This window comes from Microbispora hainanensis (assembly GCF_036186745.1).
Lineage (GTDB): Bacteria > Actinomycetota > Actinomycetes > Streptosporangiales > Streptosporangiaceae > Microbispora.
In genome coordinates this window covers 2,845,658-2,862,144 of sequence record NZ_CP108086.1, presented here as the reverse complement: position 1 = coordinate 2,862,144, position 16,487 = coordinate 2,845,658, and the positions used below count along the sequence as shown (strand labels likewise).

Here is a 16,487-nt window from a genome sequence, read left to right as displayed (position 1 = left end):
CAGCCTACCCGCCGGGCAGCTCCGCGGACGCCGGGCGCGGCGCGTCGGTGGCAGGGCGCGGCGCGTCGGCGGCAGAGATGTTCAGCGCGTCGACGGAGCAGCGCAGCGCGTCGACGGCGGCGCGGATCGCGGGGCGGCGGGCGGCGTCGGACCTCCAGACCGCGTAGATGCGCCGCACCGGCGGCGGCTGGACGGCCAGGACGGCGACGCCCTCGGGCAGCGGTCCACGGCCCAGCCGGGGGATGAGCGCGCAACCGTGCCCCTCGGCGACCAGCGCGAGGTGGGTGGGGTATTCGTCGGCCATGGCGACGATCCGCGGCTCCCGCTCCTCGGAGCGCAGCAGGAACATCAGGAAGTCGTGGCAGACGGTGCCGGGGGCCGAGCTGATCCAGTTTTCGCCGGCGAGGTCGCTCAGCCGCACATGGTCGGCTTTCACCAGGGGATGGTCGGCCGGCACGACGACGTCGGCCACGTCGTCGAACAGCGCCGTGCGCGACAGGCCCTCGGGCAGCGCCATCGGCCTGTTGAGCCAGTCCTGCAGGACGGCGAGGTCGAGGTCGCCGCGCGCCAGCTCGCGGATCTGCCGCTCCGGCTCCCTCTCGTAGAGCAGCAGGTCGAGATCGGGGTGCTGCCTCTTGAGCATGGTCAGGGCGCGCGGCACGATGCCCCGGGCCGCGGTGGGGAAGGCGGCGATGGTCAGCTTGCCGACCACCGCCCCGCGCAGCGCCTCGAAATCGGCCTCCGCCGTCTCCACGAGCGCGAGGATGCGCTCGGCGTGCTCGGCGAGCAGCCCGGCGGCGTCGGTGAGCTTCACCCCGCGCCCGTTGCGTTCGATCAGGACGGCCCCGGTCTCCCGTTCGAGCTTCGCGAGCTGCTGGGAGATCGCCGAAGGGGTGACCATCAGCGCCTCGGCCGCGGCGCCTACGGAGCCGTAGACCGCGACGGCGTGGAGAGCCTTCAACCGGTTCAGGTCCAACATGTAGCCAGTCTAAACCGTCCTCCTTAGAAAAACTTGTTTGCGCTCAACTGTTTAGCAATGCGATGCTATAGCCATGCGAATCTTCAACAGACTCTTCACTAAGCCCCTCCGATCCGAGCAGACCTCCTATCTGGAGACCCTGGCGCGGCAGGCACGACAGACCCGCGACCGTCGCCCCTCCTCGCGCTGATCCCCTGATCCATGCGCCCCCGCCACCTGGCTCTCGCCGTCGCACTCGCCGCCATCTGGGGCTTCAACTTCGTCGTCATGCAGACGGGACTGAAGCACTATCCGCCGCTGACGTACGCCGCCCTCCGGTTCCTGTTGGCCGCCTTCCCCGCCGTACTCATAGCCGGAGGGCCACGGGCGCCCTGGCGGTGGGTGCTGGCGACCGGCGCGACGCTCGGCGTCGCCCAATACGGCCTGCTGCTGCTCGGCATGCGCGCCGGCATGCCCGCCGGGCTGACCTCCCTGGTCATCCAGGTGCAGGCCGTCTTCACCGCGCTGTTCGCGACCGCGCTGCTCGGCGAACGCCTCGGGCGGCGCAGGATCGCCGGGACGGCGGTGGCCTTCTGCGGCCTGGGCCTGATCGCGGCCGACGTGGCCGCCAGGTCGGGGGCGATCCCCTTCGGCGCGTTCCTGCTGTGCGTCGGCGCGGCGGCCGGGTGGGGGCTCGGCAACGTCGCCACCCGCAAGGCCGCGCCGCCGGACTCCCTGCGGTTCATGGTCTGGGTGAGCGCGGTCTCGGCGCCGCCCCTGCTGGCGCTGGCCCTGGCCACCGAGGGGCCGTCGTCGCTGACGTCGTTCACGGCCGAGGGTGTGGGCGCCGTGCTCTACACGGCGTTCCTGTCCACCCTCGGCGGGTTCGCCATCTGGGGATGGCTGCTGGCCCGCTACGACGCCTCGGTGGTCGCGCCGTACAGCCTGCTCGTGCCGGTCTTCGGCATCGCCTCCGCCGCGCTGTTCACCGGCGAGCCGATCTCCCTCCTCACCGTCGCCGCGGGCGCCCTCATCCTCGCCGGCCTCCTGTTCGCCAACTCACGCCCCCGTACGGCCCTCACCAGCCGCCCGGTGCCCGTCCCCCGCTGACCCTCGCGCTCGCACGGATACGGCTACGGTGAGCGACGTGGACGACACTGAGACGTACGACGTGAGCCGTGCACTGGAGTGCTGGCCGGCGCCGCCGCCCTGGGGGTGGCGCGCGGACGACCTCGATCGTCTGCCTTCGGAGGGCCCGAATGGCGAGCCCGGCTTCTTCGAGCGCGTCGAGCTGATCGACGGAGCACTCGTCTTCAACTCACCCCAGCGGCGGTTCCACCAGCGCCTCATCCGCGGCCTCACAGAGCGGCTCGACGCGGAGGCTGAGGTACGCCGAGGCGGGCATCCCGCACTTCTGGCGGGTGGAGGAGAGCGACGGGCGTCCCGTCGTCTACGTGTACGAACGGGACCCCGCCACGGGCGCGTACACGCCGACCGGGATCCACCACGGGCACCTGGCGGTGCAGGTGCCCTTCCCGTTCGAGGTGGATCTCGACCAGCTGGTGAAGTGAGTCAGACGCCGGCGGCTTGGGCGGCGGCCTTGGCGGCCAGGGGGAGAGCCTCGGCGACCTGGGTGAGCGCCGCGTCGTCGTGGGCGGCCGACAGGAACCACGCCTCGTACGCCGACGGCGGCAGGTAGACGCCCTGGTCGAGCATGCTGTGGAAGAACGCGCGGTACGCGTCGGTGTTCTGGGTCCGGGCCGAGTCGAAGTCGGTGACCGGGGTGTCGGTGAAGAAGATCGAGAAGAGGTTTCCGGCCCGCTGGAGGCGGTGCGGCACCCCGGCGGCGGCCAGCGCGTCGGAGGCGGCCCTGCCGATGACCAGCGCGGACGCGTCGACCCTGTCGTACACGTCGTCGTCGCAGGCGCGCAGCGTGGCCAGCCCGGCGGCGCAGGCGAGCGGGTTGCCCGACAGCGTGCCGGCCTGGTAGACGGGCCCCTCCGGGGCGAGGGCGGCCATGACCTCCGCCCGCCCGCCGAACGCCGCGGCGGGCAGCCCGCCGCCCATGACCTTGCCGAACGTCATCAGGTCGGCCTCGACGGGGTCGATGCCGTACCAGCCGGAGGCGGACACCCGGAACCCGGTCAGCACCTCGTCGATGATCAGCAGCGCGCCGTGCTCGGTGCACAGCTCGCGCAGGCGCCGGTTGAAGCCGTCGGCAGGCGGCACGACGCCCATGTTCGCCGGGCACGCCTCGGTGATCACGCAGGCGATGTCGAACGTGCGGAACGCCTCCTCGACCGCCTCGATCGAGTTGTACGGCAGCACGATCGTGTCGGCCGCGGAGGCCCCGGTGACGCCGGGGGTGTCGGGCAGGCCGAAGGTGGCGACCCCGGACCCGGCCGAGGCCAGCAGCGCGTCCACGTGCCCGTGGTAGCAGCCGGCGAACTTCACGACCTTCGCCCGGCCGGTGAAGCCGCGGGCCAGCCGTACGGCGGACATGGTGGCCTCGGTGCCGGAGCTGACCAGCCGGACCTTCTCGACGGGGGCGACGCGGGAGACGATCTCCTCGGCGAGCAGGACCTCGCCCTCGGTCGCGGTGCCGAACGAGAAGCCGCGCGCGACGGCCTCTTCCAGTGCCTCCACGACGGCGGGGTGGCGGTGGCCGAGGATCATCGGGCCCCAGGAGCACACCAGGTCGACGTAACGGTTGCCGTCCACGTCGGTGATGTACGGCCCCTCGCCGGAGGCCATGAAGCGGGGGGTGCCGCCCACGGCGCCGAAGGCGCGCACCGGCGAGTTGACGCCGCCGGGAACGATCCGGCGGGCGCGGTCGAACAGGTCCTCGGAGGTCTGCGTGCGAGTCACGCCCTCCAGATTACGGGCCCACCCGTCCGGGGCCCGTACCGGGAATCACTCGCAGAAGTCGGCGAGCAGGTCGAGCACGCGCAGCGGATCGGGCAGCGGACGCCCGTCGGGGGGCCTGATCCAGCTCACGACCCCGCCCGTGGGCGTGGTGGACGGCGGCGCGAGCACGTAGCTGTCGCGGCAGTGCCAGCGCAGGCCCGGCGTCTCGTCGATCGTCTCGGGTCCCGCGTCGAGGCTGCAGGACCACCACTCGTCCTCGTCCTCGGGCGCCCCACGCGTCGCGACGAAAAAAAGAACCCGGTCGCCGTTCTCGGCGACCGGGCCCGTGTCGAAGCCTGCTGCGTCCATGGCGGCCAGGGCGGGACGGCCCGCCGCGGCCGGTACGTCGAACACGTCGAACACCCTGCCGGTGGGCAGGATCACGTTCATGTCCGGATCCTGCTTCCACCACCGCGTGAGCAGCGCCGTGTCCGTCGTGGCCTGCATCTGCCACGCGGGCGACAGCGGGTGCATGCCGGGATCGGGACAGCCGACCCGGTCGCAGGAGCACGCCCTGCCTCCCTCGCTCAGCGGGTGGGCGCCCATACAGCTCGCCCAGCCCAGCTGTGCGTACTCCAACACCGACGTCATCTTCCGCGGCGCGTGATGCGCACGCCGTTTCGCACGTCGGGCCAGCGGTACCCCCACCATGGCGCTCCTCCCCACAAGCGTCACACCCGCTGCCCTCCTGCGTTACGCAAGATGCTCGCGGTACATGTACCTGATAATGCCTTCTGGCCGATCGCGGCTCGGCAGGACCCCCCTGATGAGGGGTCAGGATAGTCCGCGGGCGACCTCGGTGGCCCAGTAAGTGAGGATCATGTCGGCACCGGCGCGGCGGATCGCGATCAGCGACTCCATGATCACCCGCTCCCGGTCGATCCAGCCGTTGGCCGCCGCCGCCTCGACCATCGCGTACTCGCCGCTGACCTGGTAGGCCGCGACCGGCACGTCGACGGTGTCGCGGACCTGCCGCAGGATGTCGAGGTAGGCCAGGGCGGGCTTGACCATGACGGCGTCCGCGCCCTCGGCCAGGTCGAGACGCACCTCGCGCAGCGCCTCGCCGATCGGTCCGGCCGGGTCCTGCTGGTAGGCGCTGCGGTCGCCGAACTGCGGCGCGCACTCGGCGGCGTCGCGGAACGGCCCGTAGAACCCGGAGGCGTACTTCGCGGCGTACGCCAGGATCGGGATCTCGGCGAAGCCGTTGGCGTCGAGGGCCGCGCGGATGGCGCCGACCTGGCCGTCCATCATCCCGCTCGGCGCGATCATCCGGGAGCCGGCCGCCGCCTGCGCGACCGCCGCCGACGCGTAGCGCTCCAGCGTCGCGTCGTTGTCCACCTCGCCGTCGGCCGTCAGCAGGCCGCAGTGGCCGTGGTCGGTGTATTCGTCCAGGCAGGTGTCGGTCATCAGCACCAGCGCGTCGCCCAGGTCGGAGGCGAGGTCGCGCAGCGCCACCTGGACGATGCCGTCCGGGTCGTCGGCGCCCGAGCCCCTGGCGTCCTTGTGCGCGGGGATCCCGAACAGGATGATCCCGCCCACGCCGGCCTCGGCCGCCTCGTGGGCGGCCTTACGCAGCGACTCGCGGGTGTGCTGGACGACCCCGGGCATGGAGCCCACCGGCTGCGGCTCGGCGATGCCCTCCTTGACGAACATCGGCAGGATGAGCTCGGCCGGGTGCAGCCGCGTCCCCGCGACCATCCGGCGCATCGCGGCGGTACGGCGCAGCCGCCGGGGCCGCGCCACCGGGTATTGGGCGTTCACAATGGTCTCCCCGCTCTTGATCGCGCCGGCCCGCCGGGAGGCCGTCCCGGCGGGCCGCACACGAGTCGGTTCACTTGACGCGTCGCCGCGCGCCCCTGCGCATCTGGGACGGACGGCGGGGCACCTCGCCCGCCGACACGGCGGCGTGCCGCATCTTGGCACCATAGTCCGCCAGCGCCGCGGCGAGAGCCGTGGCGGACGGTTTGTCGGCCATCACGTCGACCCGCAGGCCGAACTCCTCGGCCGTCTTGGCGGTCTGCGGCCCGATGACCGCGATCACGGTCACGTTGTGCGGCTTTCCGGCGATGCCGACGAGGTTGCGCACGGTCGAGGACGAGGTGAACAGCACGGCGTCGAACCCGCCGCCCTTGATCGCCTCGCGGATCGGGGCGGGCGGCGGCGCGGCGCGCACGGTGCGGTAGGCCGTCACGTCGTCGCACTCCCAGCCGAGCTGGGTCAGCCCCGCCACCAGCGTCTCGGTCGCGATGTCGGCCCGCGGCAGCAGCACCCGGTTGATCGGGTCGAGCATCGAGTCGTACGGCGGCCACTCGGCCAGCAGGCCCTCGGACGACTGCTCGCCCGTCGGCATGAGGTCGGGCTTCACGCCGAACTCGACCAGCGCCCGCGAGGTGGCCTCGCCCACGGCGGCGACCTTGAGCCCGGCGAACGCCCGGGCGTCCAGGCCGTACTCCTCGAACTTCTCGCGCACCGCCTTGACCGCGTTGGCGCTGGTGAAGGCGACCCACTCGTAGCGGCCGGTCACCAGGCCCTTGATCGCGCGGTCCATCTGCTGCGGCGTGCGCGGCGGCTCGACAGAGATCGTCGGCACCTCCTCGGGCACCGCGCCGTACGAGCGGAGCTGCTCCGACAGCCCCTTGGACTGCTCCTTGGTGCGCGGCACGAGCACCCGCCAGCCGAACAGCGACTTGGTCTCGAACCACGACAGGCGGTCACGCATGCCGACGGCGTCGCCCACCACGATCAGCGCGGGCTCGGTCATCCCGGCGTGCTTGAGGTCGGGGCCGAGCCGTCCGAGCGTGGAGACCACCGTGTATTGCTCGGTGGTCGTGCCGTCGCTGGTCACCGCCACCGGCGTCGAGTCGGGCTTGCCGCCCGCGATCAGCGCCTTGCTGATCGGGACCGCGTCCGCGACGCCGTTGTAGATCACCAGCGTGCCCTCGCACGCGGCGTGCTTGGCCCAGTCGTCGGTCTGCGCGGCGTCCACGATGCGGAACTCCGGCGCCGACGCCGCCGGCGGGATGCCGGCGTAGGTCAGCACGGCCGTGGCCGGCGGCACGCCGGGCACGATCTCGAAGTCCACGTCCGCCTTGGCGCAGGCGGCCACCTCGTCGGTGACGGAGGAGAAGAAGGACGGATCGCCCGAGCAGAGCCGCACGACCGTGCGGCCCGCCTTGGCGGCCTGGATGGTCTTCAGCGACACCGAGTTCTCCGCCGCGTCGGCGGAGATGTCGACGACCTCGACGTCCTCACGGCTGTGGCGCAGCAGCGAGCCGTACGCCTGCCGGTCGAGCACGACGACGTCGGCCCTGCCCAGCAGGTCGGCGCCGCGCAACGTGAGCAGGTTCTCGTCACCGGGGCCGGCGCCGACGAAGGCGACGAACCCGGACCGGGTCTGCGTGCTGTTATTCGCGGGGCTCAACGGGCCTGCTCCCCCATCAACGTGTCGGCCCCCTCGACGATCATGGCTGCCGCGAGTTCGCGGCCCATCTCCACGGCCGTCGTAGAGGGTCCGGAGGTGGACTTGCGCACCGACCGTGCGCCGTCGACGGCGACGACGGTGGCGGTCAGATTGAGAATGTGCCCGTCACCGGAGGCGAAAGCACCTACCGGGGCCGCGCAACCGGCCTCGAGGGCGGCGAGCACCGAGCGCTCGGCGTCCACCGCGGCCCGCGTCCGCGGGTCGTCGACGGCGCGCAGCAGCTCGATGAGATCGTCACGGTCGGCCAGGCACTCGACGGCGAGAGCGCCCTGCCCGGGGGCGGGCAGCATCTCGTCGACCTCGAACACCTGGGCGATCTCCCCGTCCCGGCGGATCCTGGCCAGCCCTGCGGCGGCCAGCACCACGGCGTCGAGCTCGCCCGAGGTTACCTTGCCGATGCGGGTGTCCGCGTTTCCCCTGATGGGGACGTAGTCGAGATCCGGCCGGAGCAGGCGCAGCTGGGCCACCCGGCGCGGTGAGCCGGTGCCGATGCGGGCTCCGGCGGGCAGGTCGTGCAGCTTGACCGGGCCGACGAGCGCGTCACGCGGGTCGTCCCGCCGGGGAATCGCGGCCATCGCGAGCCGCTCGTCCGGCTTGGTCGGCAGGTCCTTCAGCGAGTGGACCGCGAAGTCGACCTCACCGGCGAGGAGCCGGCCGCGCAGGTCGTTGACGAACACACCCGTGCCGCCGAGCTGGGTCAGGTGGGCCCGGGACACGTCGCCGAAGGTGGTGACGCCGACGAGCTCCACCGCCCGGCCGGTCAGGGCGGTCAGCCGGTCGGCGACGATCTGCGACTGCGTGGTCGCCATCAGGCTCTTGCGGGTGCCGAGCCGCAGCGGGGCGGTCATTGGTCCACCTCCAGGCTCGCAACGGCGTCGGGGGCCTTCGGGTCGAGGCCGAACAGCTCCCGCAGCGCCTCGGCGTACTGGTCGCCGCCCGGGGACGCGGCCAGCCGCTTGACCCGTACGGTCGGCTCGTGGAGCAGTTTGTCGACGACGCGCCGCACGGTCTGGGTGATCTCGTCGCGCATCCGCCCGTCGATGTCCGGCAGGCGGGACAGCAGGCGGCCCATCTCCGACTCGACCACCCCGGCGGCCTTGCTGCGCAGGGCCACGACGGTGGGGGTGACGAGCGCGGCGCGCGCGGCGTCGAGATAGGCGGCGACCTCCTCGGCCACGATGCGCCTGACCTCGCAGATCGCCTCGGCCCTGCCGCCGTCGGAGACGTCGTCGCCCACGCCGTCCTGCTGCATCGACTTCAGGTCGACCAGCGTCACGCCGGGCAGGTCCCGTACGCCGGGATCCACGTCGTGGGGCAGCGCGAGGTCGAGGACGAACAGCGGCCTGTCACGGTCGCCGATCGTCTCCGCGGTGATCGTGCGGGTCCCGGCGCCGATGCAGGAGATGACCAGGTCGGCCTCCGCCAGCTCGGCGGGGACGTCGGCCAGGTCGGCGGCCCGGCCGCCGACGGTCTCGGCGAGCCGTTCGGCCCGCTCGCGGGTGCGGTTGGCGATGACGATGTCGGTCACGCCCGCGCGGGACAGCGTCGCGGCGGACAGCGAGCTCATCGAGCCGGCGCCCACGACCAGGGCGCGCAGGCCGCTGATGTCGCCGAGCACCCGCTCGGCGAGGGTCAGCCCCACCCCGACCAGCGACGCGCCGGCCCGGTCGATGCCCGTGTCGGCGTGCGCGCGCTTGCCCACGCGCAGCGCGTGCTGGGCCAGCTCGTTGAGCGTGGTCCCGGCCGTGCCCTCCTCCTGCGCCAGGCGCAGCGCGGTGCGGATCTGGCCGAGGATCTGCCCCTCGCCGATCACCATGGAGTCGAGCCCGCAGGCGACGGTGAACAGGTGCTGGACCGCCCGGTCCTCGTAGTGCACGTACAGGTGCCGCGCGAGCGTCTCCTGCGGCAGGCCCGAATGCGCGGCGAGGATGTTCGTCACCGCGGTGACGCCGCCGTGGAACCGGTCGACCACGGCGTAGACCTCGACGCGGTTGCACGTCGAGACGACCAGCGCCTCGGAGACGTACTCGTCGGACTGCACGTCGTGCAGCAGCTTGACGAGCGCGTCCCCGCTGACCGTGACCCGTTCGAGCAGCGCGACCGGCGTTGTCCGGTGGCTCAGGCCGACGACGAGGACACTCATGAGCTCGCTCCGATCGATGGCTCACTCACATGACCACCCCGTCCGGCCACTCCTCGGCCATGATGGGCCCTCCATTAGCCTTGCGCTGCTCGTGGAACGCAAGTATCTGCAGTTCGATGGATAAATCGACTTTACGGACATCCACGCCGTCAGGCACAGCCAAGACGACGGGGGCGAAGTTCAAAATACTGGTGACTCCGGCCGCGATGACACGGTCGCAGACCTGCTGCGCCGCCGTGGCGGGCGTGGCGATCACCACGATCGAGACTCCGCGCTTCTTGATCACGGACTCCAGCTCGTCGGCGTGCTCGACGACGAGACCTGCGATGCGATCGCCCACGACGTGCGGATCGGCGTCAAGCAGGCCCGCGATCCGGAACCCGCGCGAGGCGAACCCGCCGTAGTTGGCCAGCGCGCGGCCGAGATTTCCGACGCCGACGATGGCCACGGCCCAGTCCTGAGTGAGACCAAGCTCACGCGAGATCTGGTAGATGAGGTACTGCACGTCGTATCCCACGCCTCTGGTGCCGTACGACCCGAGGTGGGACAGGTCCTTGCGGAGCTTGGCGGAGTTCACCCCGGCGGCTACCGCGAGATCCTCCGAGCTCACCGTCGCCGTGCCCCGTTCGGCCATCCCGTTGAGTGCGCGCAGATAGAGCGGCAACCTCGCCACCGTGGCGTCGGGGATGCCGCGGTCACGGGGCTGCGGGATTCGGCGGATCACTTGCCGGGGCTCCAGGGGGACGGACGGCCGGTTGCGCCCCCGGCCGCATAGCGGATGCGACGGATGAATACCAGGTTAGTGTCTTTGTGAAGCTATGCACAAAGTCGATCGTGTGAGGCTTCCCTCGTCTCAAGGGTCCCAGGAGGGGGCGGCGGTCTCCATTCCGGGCCGGGAGGATCGCGATAATCGAGGGCATGGCTCCTCAAGACCACCGGATCACGCTGCTCGGCAAGCCGGGCTGCCACCTGTGCGACGACGCCCGCGCGGTGGTCGAGCGCGTGGCCGCCGATCTGGGCGTTCCCTGGGAGGAACGCGACATCACCGCCTCGCCGGAGGACCAGGCCGAATATTGGGAGATGATCCCGGTCGTCCTGATCGACGGCGTGCAGCACGACTACTGGCGGGTCAACGAGAACCGCCTCCGCGAGGCCCTGCAGCGCTGACGCCGCGCCCGGGGTCCATGCGCGGCCCGGGCCGCTTCCAGCCGGACGTCCACGAACCTCGGCCGGGCCGGTCACCGCACCGGGAGGAAGCTGCGGTCCTCGCGAAGCCCGCTCCGCTTTCTCCACCCGCTCCGCTCCCTCCGCCCGTGAACGTTCTCTTCTCTCCGCCCGCGAACGTAGGGGGACAGCGGTCTAGAGAACCCGGCGGGTGGGCAGGGGGACCACCTTGGCGGCGTTGACGCTCAGCTCGATGACGTTGGCCGCCAGCACATACTTCACCCGCTCGGTCGCGAAGCGCTCCATGTGCGGCTGCCGCTGGTGCTCGCTGTAGCCGACCTCGTCGCGGTAGAGCTCGTAGACGATGCGCTGGAGCGGGGCCGACTTGACCGCGTGGCAGACGAACAGCAGCGTGTCGGGCTCGTTGCGCTGCACCGCCTCGACGGTCTCCTCGGCGAGCTTGTCGAACGCCTCGCCCGAGCCGTCGAGCAGCGTGAAGACGGTCAGCAGGCCGTAGATGCCGGGGGCCGGCTTCACCGAGCCGCCCTGACCGGCGGGCCGGCCCGCCTGCTGCGGCCCCTGCCCGCCCGGCTGGGTCATGGCGGGGCGGGACCTGCCGCCGAATCCGACGCCGAAGCTCGCGGCGAGGTCGGCCGGGTCGGGGACCTCCGCCCCGGGATAGAGGGCCCCCGTGGCGGGCATCGCCCGGTCGGGCTCGGCCGGGGCCGCCGCGGGCATGCCGTATTCAGGTCGGCGGGGCTGGCCGTACTGGTCCGCGGCGAGAAGCTGGCCGGTCATGGGCCCGCCGAAGTCGTCGGGCGACAGCGGACCGTCGGAGGGCCGCATGCGGGCGGCGTAGTCGACCTCGCTCTGCTCCCCCGCCCGATATTCGGCCACCAGGTCCCCGAGCCCCGAACGGCGCGGCGCTCCCGGCCCCCCGGCTCCCGGTCCTCCGGCTACCGGCACCCCGGGCGGAACCGCACCGGGCCCGCCTGGACGGCCTCCGGGTGCCCCGCGCGGCGGCGTGGGCGGCCCCGAGGGCGCGGAGGGCACGCGGGTCTCGGCCCGCAGGGCGCTGTCGGCCCGTCCGCCGCGCCGCCCCTGCCACTCCTCCTCCGGGGCCTCGTCGTCGTCCTCGCCCTCGTCGTCGTACGGCGCGAGCGGCCGGGCCACGACGTACCAGACGCCTCCGGCGGAGGCGGCCAGCACCGCGACGACGACCAGCCCGGGAAGCCCGAATTCGAGCACGCCCGAGATCGCCATCCCCGCCGGGGCGAGCACGACGGTCGCGTTCATGTTGTCGACGTCGTACTCGTCTCCGTCCCGCCAGGCCATCACCGCCATGGCGAGGCCGAGCAGGAGGATGAAGACCACCAGGCCGTGGACGCCCCGCAGCAGCCATTCGGGCCAGATGTCCCAGTGGGTCGGCCCGTCGGGCAGCGACTTGTCGAAGCCCGAGGTGACGACGGGGTCGAGCACCATGATCACCGTGCCCACGACCGTCAGCGCGGCGCCGAGGAGCCAGCCGGCGAAGCGGGCTCCGCCCTTCTCCGCGAGGAGCTGGATGACGCCGACCGCCAGCCAGAGCGGGGCCAGCAGTGAGCCGGTGATCTGGTAGGCCCGGAACGTCACGGGCCCGAACCCGGTGAGGTGTCCGACGGCGACCGCGCCGAGCGACAGCGCCAGCGCGCCCGTGGCGACGCTCCACGCGATCAGCCAACCGGCCGGCTCGTCACGGAGACGCCCGACGAGGACGCCGGTGGTGATGCCGGCGAGCAGGGCGCCGGCGAACGCGAGGAGAGCGACGAGGACTTCCATGGTGGGACCCATGCTGCCGGACATCTGCTTCTGACCGGTAGCCGGTGGCCATGTCCAGGAATGTCACGCCCGCGTACGCACACCTGAAGCGGATTCCCCCACCCGAACGGATTGTGTAATCTCCCGTTGATTTCTAGAGTGTTCGAGCACGCCGACTCCCCTTCCCCCATGGGATAACGGATGCCGAACACGTGGCCGTTGGCCGGGCTTTCCCCTCCGGTAGCAGCAGGAGCAGCGCAACCCGCGCGTTCCGCCGATCTCTCCGATCGCGAGCACGAGCACGACGAGATGCGGAGCCTCGTGCTGCGCGCCAAGACCGGCGACAGCGAGGCGTTCGGCGCGCTCTACGACCACTATCTGGAGCTGGTCTACCGATACGTCTACTTCCGGGTCGGCAGCCACGCGCTGGCCGAAGACCTGACGAGCGAGACGTTCCTGCGGGCGCTGCGGGGCATCACGGAGTTCACCTGGCAGGGCCGCGACTTCGGCGCCTGGCTCGTGACGATCGCCCGCAACCTCGTCACCGACCACTACAAGTCGGGCCGCAACCGCCTTGAGGTGATCACGGCGGAGATACTCGACACGCCTCTGGACGGCCCGCACATCCCCGAGAACGCGGTCGTCACCAACATGGTCAACGAGCGCGTGATGCAGGCGATCAAGCAACTGGGCGCGGAGCAGCAGGAATGCGTGATCCTGCGCTTCCTGCACGGGATGTCGCTGGCGGAGACCGCGATGATCATGGGCAAGAAGTCCGGGGCGATCAAGGCGCTCCAGTTCCGGGCGATCAGGGCGCTCGCCCGGGCACTCCCCGACGATCTCGGCTGACGCCCCCGTAACCATTACCCATACCCCATCGTTGGGCATGTGGCAGGTCGGATCTGCAGGCGGATTCGCGGGCAGGCCGGGAGGTGACGGACGTCTCCCGGCCCCGCGAGCGGATCTCCGCTGCGCGTCAAGCGGGGGATGGCGGGAACGGTGATGGGCTGGTGGCGACCCTCACGCCGCGCGGGCGGCCGGTCGTCGGCCCGTTCCCGCAGGCGCGCCGGTCACCGCTTCCTGTCGCGCCTGCGCCCGTCGCGCCGCACGCGCGGGGTCGTCGCGCGCGTGGCCGGCCTTCGCTCCCTGCTGAGCGGCGGCCCGAGACCTGAGTTCCGCGAGAAGCTGCGGGCCGACCTGATGCGGGCCCACGCCGCCGAGCGCGCCGCGGGCAGGCACGCGGCGGGAAAGCACGCGGCGCCCCCCGCCGCGTCGCCTGGGCCCCGGCCCCGCCGGTCCCTGCTCGTACGGCTGCGCCCCGTGCTGGTGTTCTGCGTGCTGCTGGCGGCGATGTTCGGCACCGGTGTGCGCACCTACCACGCGGTGCCCGGCGAGGCGCTGTATCCGCTGAAGAGGATGGCGGAGTCGACGGTGCTCCGCCTCGCGTACGACGAGGAGGAGCTCACGCAGCGGCAGATGGTCGCGGCGCGGCACCGGGCGGCCGAGACCGCGTCGCTGGTGGACGCGGCGAGCCCGGAGCGCCGCCGGCTCATCGGGCAGACGCTCGACGACATGGAGACGACCACCAGGGCCGCGCTGAGCCGGGTGGTCCGGGAGGGACACGCCGACGGCGCGGCCCGCAAGTTCGCCCGTGAGCAGCGCAATCTCGTTGAGCCGCTGCTGCCGAAGCTCGACGGGGAAAATCGCGACAAGGCGAATCAATACCTGATTTACATCGAATCGTTTACCGGTTCCGGACGTTGACACGTCATGTCCCGCTCCCGTTGCGTACACCCTCCGGCGGTTAAGCTGATGAGCCATGAGGCGGCTATTGCGACGGCGGGAAGAGGCGGAGATCGCCGGCGAGGTGGCGGCCGCCGCGGCGGTGTCCGCCCCCGAGGTCGTCCCCGACCTCTCGGCGGCGGCGTTCTTCGACGTCGACAACACCATGATGCGCGGTGCCTCGATCTACCACTTCGCCCGGGGACTCGCGGCGCGCGGCCTGTTCACCAGCCGTGACCTCATGAAGTTCGCGCTCGGGCAGGCGTGGTTCCGCGTGCGGGGCAACGAGAACCCCGAGCACATCGCCAAGGCCAAGGAGATGGCCCTCGCCTTCGTCGCCGGGCTGAAGGTCGACGAGGTCGTCCGGCTGGGTGAGGAGATCTACGACGACGTGATGGCCGACCGCGTGTGGCAGGGCACCCGCGCGCTGGCCCAGGCCCACCTGGACGCCGGGCAGCGGGTGTGGCTGGTCACCGCCACCCCGGTCGAGCTGGCCCGGGTCATCGCGCAGCGGCTCGGGCTCACCGGCGCGCTCGGCACGGTCGCCGAGACCGCCGACGGCGCCTATACCGGACGGCTCGTCGGCGACCTGCTGCACGGCCCGGCGAAGGCCGAGGCCATCCGGGCGCTGGCCCGCCGCGAGGGCCTCGACCTGTCCCGTTGCTCGGCCTACAGCGACTCGGCCAACGACCTGCCGATGCTCTCCCTCGTCGGGCATCCACACGCCATCAATCCCGACAGCGAGCTGCGCGAGCACGCCAAGGAGCACGGCTGGGAGGTCCGCGACTTCCGCACCGGCAGGAAGGCGACGATGATCGGCCTGCCGATCGCCGCGACCGCGGGAGCCATCGCGGGCGGCGTCGCCGCGGGCATCGCCCTGCGCCGCCACTACCGCTCCGTCCTCTGACCTCGACGCGCCGTCAGTGGCCCGCGGGCTCCGCGAGGGGCTTCCGTACGCCCATCAGGGCGGCCGTGACGGCGACGAGCGCCGCGGCGATCCAGAACGTGAGCCGGATCGCCCCCAGGGCCGCGCCGCCCGCGCCGAGGTGCGACCGCACGTCCGCGGCGAACCTGTGCAGGAACGCCGTGCCGAGAACGGCGACGCCGAGGGTGCCGCCGAACTGCTGGACGGCGTTGAGGAGACCGGCGGCGGATCCGGTCTCGTGCGCCCGCACCCGTGACAGGGCCGTGGTGAAGAACGGGACGGTGAACAGCCCGTTTCCCGCTCCGCCGAGCGCCGGCGCCGCGAGCAGGGGCCAGGAGTAGCCACCGGCGGACGCGCCCGGATAGACGGCGACGGCGCAGATCAGCCCGGCCAGCAGGGCGGCGAGCCCGGCGAACATGATCTTCGCTCCGTGGCGGGGCACCAGCCGGGGCGCCGGCCCACCAGGAGGCGGCGGCCATGCCGGCCGACCACGGGAGCAGGGTGAGCCCGGCGGTCAGGACGTCGTCGCCCAGCCCGAGCTGCACGTGCAGGACGATCGCCACCCTCAGGCCGTTCATCACCGCGAAGAACAGCGTGGAGGTCGCCAGCGCGGCGGGAAAGCCCGGGTCGCGGAACAGGCTCGGCTCGATCAGCGGGCTGCGGCCCCGCCCGGCGCGATGGCGCTGGTGCCATCCGAGGGCCGCGAGGACGGCGACGCCCGCGGCGAGGGCGGTCCAGACCCAGGCGGGCCACCCGGCGGCGTCGCCCTGGATGAGCTGATAGACGATCAGGCCGGTGCCGAGCACGGCCAGCGCCGTGCCGGGCAGGTCGAGCCGGGGCGGGTGCGGCGACCTGCTCTCCCGCAGGGCGGGCGCGATGGCCAGGACCACGGCGGCGAGGGGCACGTTGACGAGGAACGCCGCCCGCCACGACAGGCCGAGCAGGTCGACGCGGGTGAGAACGGCCCCGAGCACGGGCCCGCACACGGCCGCCAGGCCCATCACCGGCCCGATGGAACCGCCTGGCGCGGACGGCTGCGCGCGTCGCGCCCGCGCGTCTGGACCGGGTCGCGACCACCCTGGCCACCCACGACGAGCCGGCCGTCGTCGCGGCCACCACGGGCCCCACCAACCTGCTCGCCCACGCGCTCTGCACCGGCCCCGCCGACCTGCACCGCTATCTCACCCGGCGGCTCGGCGCGCTCGACGCGATCCGCACCCTGGAGACCGCACCCGTGCTGCACACGCTCAAGGCGGCCGGACACCTCACCCCCGTGGCCGCGCGGCCGGCAGGCCGCCCGGCACGCGCCTGAGCCGGACGCCCCCGAGCC

18 protein-coding genes are annotated in these 16,487 nt (G+C 72.3%); 8 read left to right on the top strand and 10 right to left on the bottom strand.

The features are described 5' to 3' along the window. Positions 1-4: 4 nt before the first annotated feature. Positions 5-979 carry a LysR family transcriptional regulator gene (locus OHB01_RS13385; RefSeq protein WP_142647951.1) on the bottom strand — a complete coding sequence of 325 codons (975 nt, stop codon included), beginning with the start codon at positions 977-979 and terminating at the stop codon, positions 5-7. A gap of 201 nt (positions 980-1,180) precedes the next feature. On the opposite strand from OHB01_RS13385, the gene OHB01_RS13380 reads away from it, so the two are divergent. Next, positions 1,181-2,068 carry an EamA family transporter gene (locus OHB01_RS13380; RefSeq protein WP_147943022.1) on the top strand — a complete coding sequence of 296 codons (888 nt, stop codon included), beginning with the start codon at positions 1,181-1,183 and terminating at the stop codon, positions 2,066-2,068. Positions 2,069-2,379: 311 nt separating this feature from the next. Continuing rightward, entirely contained in the window at positions 2,380-2,529 is a 150-nt protein-coding gene (locus OHB01_RS13375; RefSeq protein WP_312845740.1) for a hypothetical protein, read from the top strand. Between the two features lies 1 nt (position 2,530). Here OHB01_RS13375 and hemL read toward each other — a convergent pair whose 3' ends face one another. From hemL to OHB01_RS13340, 7 genes are all read right to left on the bottom strand, one after another. Further along, positions 2,531-3,826, bottom strand: a complete 1,296-nt coding sequence (gene hemL, locus OHB01_RS13370) for a glutamate-1-semialdehyde 2,1-aminomutase (RefSeq protein ID WP_142647949.1) — start codon at positions 3,824-3,826, stop codon at positions 2,531-2,533. A 45-nt stretch (positions 3,827-3,871) separates the two neighbouring features. Further along, entirely contained in the window at positions 3,872-4,516 is a 645-nt protein-coding gene (locus OHB01_RS13365; protein ID WP_142647948.1) for a bifunctional DNA primase/polymerase, read from the bottom strand. Between the two features lie 123 nt (positions 4,517-4,639). Beyond that, on the bottom strand, positions 4,640-5,626 hold the full coding sequence (gene hemB, locus OHB01_RS13360) for a porphobilinogen synthase (RefSeq protein ID WP_221889917.1): 987 nt from the start codon (positions 5,624-5,626) through the stop codon (positions 4,640-4,642). Positions 5,627-5,696: 70 nt separating this feature from the next. Then, a complete protein-coding gene (locus tag OHB01_RS13355) occupies positions 5,697-7,286 on the bottom strand; it encodes a uroporphyrinogen-III synthase (RefSeq protein WP_142647946.1) in 1,590 nt (529 codons plus the stop codon). Continuing rightward, a complete protein-coding gene (gene hemC, locus OHB01_RS13350; RefSeq protein WP_147943021.1) occupies positions 7,283-8,194 on the bottom strand; it encodes a hydroxymethylbilane synthase in 912 nt (303 codons plus the stop codon). The genes OHB01_RS13355 and hemC overlap by 4 nt, the downstream gene beginning before the upstream one ends. Beyond that, positions 8,191-9,489, bottom strand: a complete 1,299-nt coding sequence (locus OHB01_RS13345; RefSeq protein ID WP_142647944.1) for a glutamyl-tRNA reductase — start codon at positions 9,487-9,489, stop codon at positions 8,191-8,193. The genes hemC and OHB01_RS13345 overlap by 4 nt, the downstream gene beginning before the upstream one ends. Positions 9,490-9,514: 25 nt before the next feature. After that, the gene (locus tag OHB01_RS13340; protein WP_142647943.1) at positions 9,515-10,213 is read right to left on the bottom strand and encodes a redox-sensing transcriptional repressor Rex; all 699 of its coding nucleotides are present in this window, start codon (positions 10,211-10,213) and stop codon (positions 9,515-9,517) included. Between the two features lie 194 nt (positions 10,214-10,407). On the opposite strand from OHB01_RS13340, the gene OHB01_RS13335 reads away from it, so the two are divergent. Beyond that, complete coding sequence (locus OHB01_RS13335) at positions 10,408-10,656, top strand: glutaredoxin family protein (RefSeq protein ID WP_142647942.1); 249 nt, start codon at positions 10,408-10,410, stop codon at positions 10,654-10,656. 192 nt (positions 10,657-10,848) lie between these two features. Here OHB01_RS13335 and OHB01_RS13330 read toward each other — a convergent pair whose 3' ends face one another. Next, complete coding sequence (locus OHB01_RS13330) at positions 10,849-12,471, bottom strand: putative quinol monooxygenase (protein ID WP_142647941.1); 1,623 nt, start codon at positions 12,469-12,471, stop codon at positions 10,849-10,851. Positions 12,472-12,759: 288 nt separating this feature from the next. Between OHB01_RS13330 and OHB01_RS13325 the strand changes: the two genes are divergently transcribed. From OHB01_RS13325 to OHB01_RS13315, 3 genes are all read left to right on the top strand, one after another. After that, entirely contained in the window at positions 12,760-13,299 is a 540-nt protein-coding gene (locus tag OHB01_RS13325; protein ID WP_240971435.1) for a sigma-70 family RNA polymerase sigma factor, read from the top strand. 153 nt (positions 13,300-13,452) lie between these two features. Beyond that, entirely contained in the window at positions 13,453-14,214 is a 762-nt protein-coding gene (locus tag OHB01_RS13320) for a DUF5667 domain-containing protein (RefSeq protein ID WP_147943019.1), read from the top strand. Between the two features lie 55 nt (positions 14,215-14,269). After that, positions 14,270-15,139, top strand: a complete 870-nt coding sequence (locus tag OHB01_RS13315) for an HAD family hydrolase (protein ID WP_142647938.1) — start codon at positions 14,270-14,272, stop codon at positions 15,137-15,139. A gap of 13 nt (positions 15,140-15,152) precedes the next feature. Here OHB01_RS13315 and OHB01_RS13310 read toward each other — a convergent pair whose 3' ends face one another. Next, on the bottom strand, positions 15,153-15,575 hold the full coding sequence (locus OHB01_RS13310) for an MFS transporter (protein ID WP_142647937.1): 423 nt from the start codon (positions 15,573-15,575) through the stop codon (positions 15,153-15,155). Between the two features lie 59 nt (positions 15,576-15,634). On the opposite strand from OHB01_RS13310, the gene OHB01_RS13305 reads away from it, so the two are divergent. Together OHB01_RS13305 and OHB01_RS13300 are read left to right on the top strand one after the other, a co-directional pair. Further along, the gene (locus OHB01_RS13305) at positions 15,635-15,937 is read left to right on the top strand and encodes a hypothetical protein (RefSeq protein WP_147943018.1); all 303 of its coding nucleotides are present in this window, start codon (positions 15,635-15,637) and stop codon (positions 15,935-15,937) included. A 241-nt stretch (positions 15,938-16,178) separates the two neighbouring features. After that, complete coding sequence (locus OHB01_RS13300; RefSeq protein ID WP_142648069.1) at positions 16,179-16,469, top strand: Lrp/AsnC ligand binding domain-containing protein; 291 nt, start codon at positions 16,179-16,181, stop codon at positions 16,467-16,469. Positions 16,470-16,487: the final 18 nt, after the last annotated feature.